Source organism: Butyrivibrio sp., from assembly GCF_017940685.1.
GTDB lineage: Bacteria > Bacillota > Clostridia > Lachnospirales > Lachnospiraceae > Butyrivibrio.
On record NZ_JAGAYD010000031.1, the window covers coordinates 1 to 3,002 of the forward strand.

The 3,002-nt window shown below is 43.3% G+C and carries 2 protein-coding genes; both read right to left on the reverse strand.

The annotated features are described in order from the left end of the window. Nucleotides 1-295: 295 nt before the first annotated feature. The gene (locus tag J6I68_RS02345; RefSeq protein WP_292216987.1) at nucleotides 296-742 is read right to left on the reverse strand and encodes a hypothetical protein; all 447 of its coding nucleotides are present in this window, start codon (nucleotides 740-742) and stop codon (nucleotides 296-298) included. Nucleotides 743-755: 13 nt separating this feature from the next. Next, on the reverse strand, nucleotides 756-3,002 hold a 2,247-nt coding region (locus J6I68_RS02350), incomplete at its 5' end, for a hypothetical protein (protein ID WP_292216989.1).

Consider the following 3,002-nt stretch of genomic DNA (forward strand, 5'->3'; position numbering starts at 1 on the left):
CCTCGTAAGTGATCAGACCTTTTTCGAGTCTCTCATCCAAATACATCTCTTTGTTAGTCTTTTTAGTGTTTTTGCCAAATAAAAATTTAAGTCCCATAGCCCTACCTGTTGTCTTATGTCTGTTTGTCCAGAATAAATCCCTTTCTCCACATATAGCGTGGTCTGCATATACTCTTCTCTATATATAGTATAGGATATTTTTGGCGCATGTAAATTTTCTGTACAGCAAAAATTTGCTTAAATTTATCCTATACAGAAGATAAAAGGCGCCCCGTTTTTAGGAGCGCCCACAGCATCATCTTTCATCATTTGACGGGACAGATACTTTTTCTCCAGATCTTGGAGAAGTCTCTTTTTCGTTTGCCTTTATCGCCTGAAGCCTCTTTGCAAAGATGTCTTCTTCTGGTCTTTCTTTATAGTTGGGCTCAAGGTACTCTTTTACGAAGTTCTCCTTCACTGATGTCATGTCTCCACCCTTATGAGTATATACAGGGTCCATCGCCCCACCCATTGGACCAGTGTTTTCATCGAAGTTCGGTGTGCCGTCCCCGTTTTTTCTGAGCATGTAGACATCCTGGTTTTCGCCCATCCTGTTTATATCTGGAAGAGCCACAAACAAATACTGACCGCTGATCCTATATCCAGGCTCGTCTATTATCTGAGCCCGCAGGGCAGGGTTTTCATAGTCTTTAAAGTGGTTGTAGGTAGCCCCTACTTCGCCCGCGCTTCTTTTAACTGCCATAATGCATACCTCCTTATCTTGCATCTCCGCCTGTTGTTTTTGCTTCCTTTTTATCGTTCCCACTAAGGATCTTCTCGGAGCTTTCCTTAAGATTTGATGCCCTGTCGGCATTTTCTGCGTGGATTCTGTTAAGTCTTGCGGAGAAGATGTCTCCTGTATCTCTTCCTCTTTCCTCCACAGCTTTTCCAAAGTCCTTAATCTCCTCAAGCTTTGGAGCGATTATGCGGTCATAGGAAGTGTTGAGGGATTCCATGTCGAGCTTGTTCTTCTGGATGAGGCTTCTAAGCTCGGTAAGCTCTGCCTTTTCCCTGTCAGTGAGTTTAACTTCGTGCGCCGCTTCTCTTCCTGTAAGAAGAAGTCCTACGTCCTTGATAGCTCCTCTGAGCTCGGCTCTTCTGGTGAAGGTCTTTTCCAGATCCTCAAGGTCTTCTCTGTTGAGGCTGTACTCGTTCTTCATAATCTCCATCTTCCTGCAATAATCAATGTTTATTTCGTTGATCTGCTTTGAAAGGTCTTTGTATGCGGAAACCTTTTCTCTAGTTTCTCTGTTGTCAATGACTTTAAGATTTACCCTCTCCATAGCTTCTTTCATCTTGGTCATGGTGCTCAGTCCAAGGTGTACGCCCTGCTTAAGGGTGTCCTGTGCTTTTGCAAAAAGTCCTTTAAGAGCGTCTTTTCTTTCTCCCTTTAACGACTCTTTGTATGTGCTCTCCTTTTGGAGGATCTCCTTCTCTACTTCTGCAAGTCTTATTCTCTCGGAGTTAATAAGTCTGTTATTGTTTCTGATGTTGTTGGCAATAGCTGTCATGCTCTTAACATCTTCTTCTGGGCAGTCGTTCATCTTTGCGATGGCAATCTGATGACCAAGCTGTGTTGAGAGTTTTTCGTTTTCTGCCTCTTTCGCATTAATTTCATTCAGCAAGGAATCCCTTTCATTGTCGAGCTCATCAATCTCACCCTTGATGACTTTGGAAGGCATCTTTTCTTTCTTATCGAAACTCTCTATCCACTCCGCCTGTTTTTCGGTTACGCGTCCTCCCTTATTGATGTAGTTCACAACGCTCTCAGCCATTTCCTTTTCGGTCATATTCTTATCAATATGAACGGTGTTTCTTTCTCTCTCTCTGGCTGCGAACTCTTCTCTTTGTGTTTTGTCGCGGGCTACTTCAACTGCCATTTCTTTAATATCTTTAAGCACTTTCTCTTTGAAGCTCACTCCGTCTTCCCTGTGTTCACCAACAGTAAGCCTTTCCAGCATCGCTCCGTCAAGATTTCTGAAAGCAGCGAGTTCTTTGCCATCCATGTTTGCGGTATAAGTCTTTCCGTCGTCAAGCATTGTCACGGTAACGCCCGCGTCTGCGAGCTCTTTCTTAAAATCTTCAAATTCTTTTCCTTCCATGTCGCGCTCCTTTTTATTGCTCTTATTCAGCTCATTTATGTCTTTTCTAAACTTATCTATTTCTTCTAGTCCCTTTACCGGTTGTGAGAGCTCCCTGTCAAGATCGTTTACAAGCGCATATGCAACTCTTTCTTCAAATCCCTGTACAGAAATGTCCTCTATCCCGTGCTCGTCAATGTATGCCTCAAGCTCCTTATTTGAGAGCAACTTGGTGTGTCCGTCATTATCCTGTATACCAAAGCCATCTGGGTAATTGCTTATAAACTCTGCTTTTGCGTCATTTATCTTTGCAATTTCTTCTGCAATATCTCTTGCCGCAAGATTGTAGTCATCAAGTACAAGATCCATGGAGTGTGTACCCTTTGACTGATAATCACCAAGGGTTAACTCCGTGATCATCCCGTTTTCTGCTTCCATGAATGCTCCTACGTTCCTGCCTTCATATCTGGCAATATACGCCCTTCCGTCATCAAGCGGGGTAAGTTCATAGCCAATACCTCCGAGCTTTTCCATAAACTCTTCGTATTTCCTGTGCGAGTCTGTCTCTATATCAATAGGGACTTCTTCTGCTGCGCCTGCTACAGGCTCATCATCGTCAAATACAGCCCTTTCTTCTTCAAGGGCCCTTTCTGTTGCAATATCAAACGCCTCATCGCCAGGTACATCGGCTACATACTCATCTCCAATAATTTCAACTATATCGTTGATAGATGTTATGTCGTGATAAAATCCATTCTCGGCGTAATAAACATCTGATATATGATCCTGGCTGTCATACCCAGCCATCAGTTCGCCTATTCCTTTGCCGTTTTCAAACACGGCATATTGTCCTTTTGTGCCCTCGATCTCCATGAGGGTGTA

What these genes read in the sequence shown, in the direction of transcription:
- J6I68_RS02345 (WP_292216987.1), bottom strand. Translation starts at nt 742, where the DNA reads ATGGCAGTTAAAAGAAGCGCGGGCGAAGTAGGGGCTACCTACAACCAC.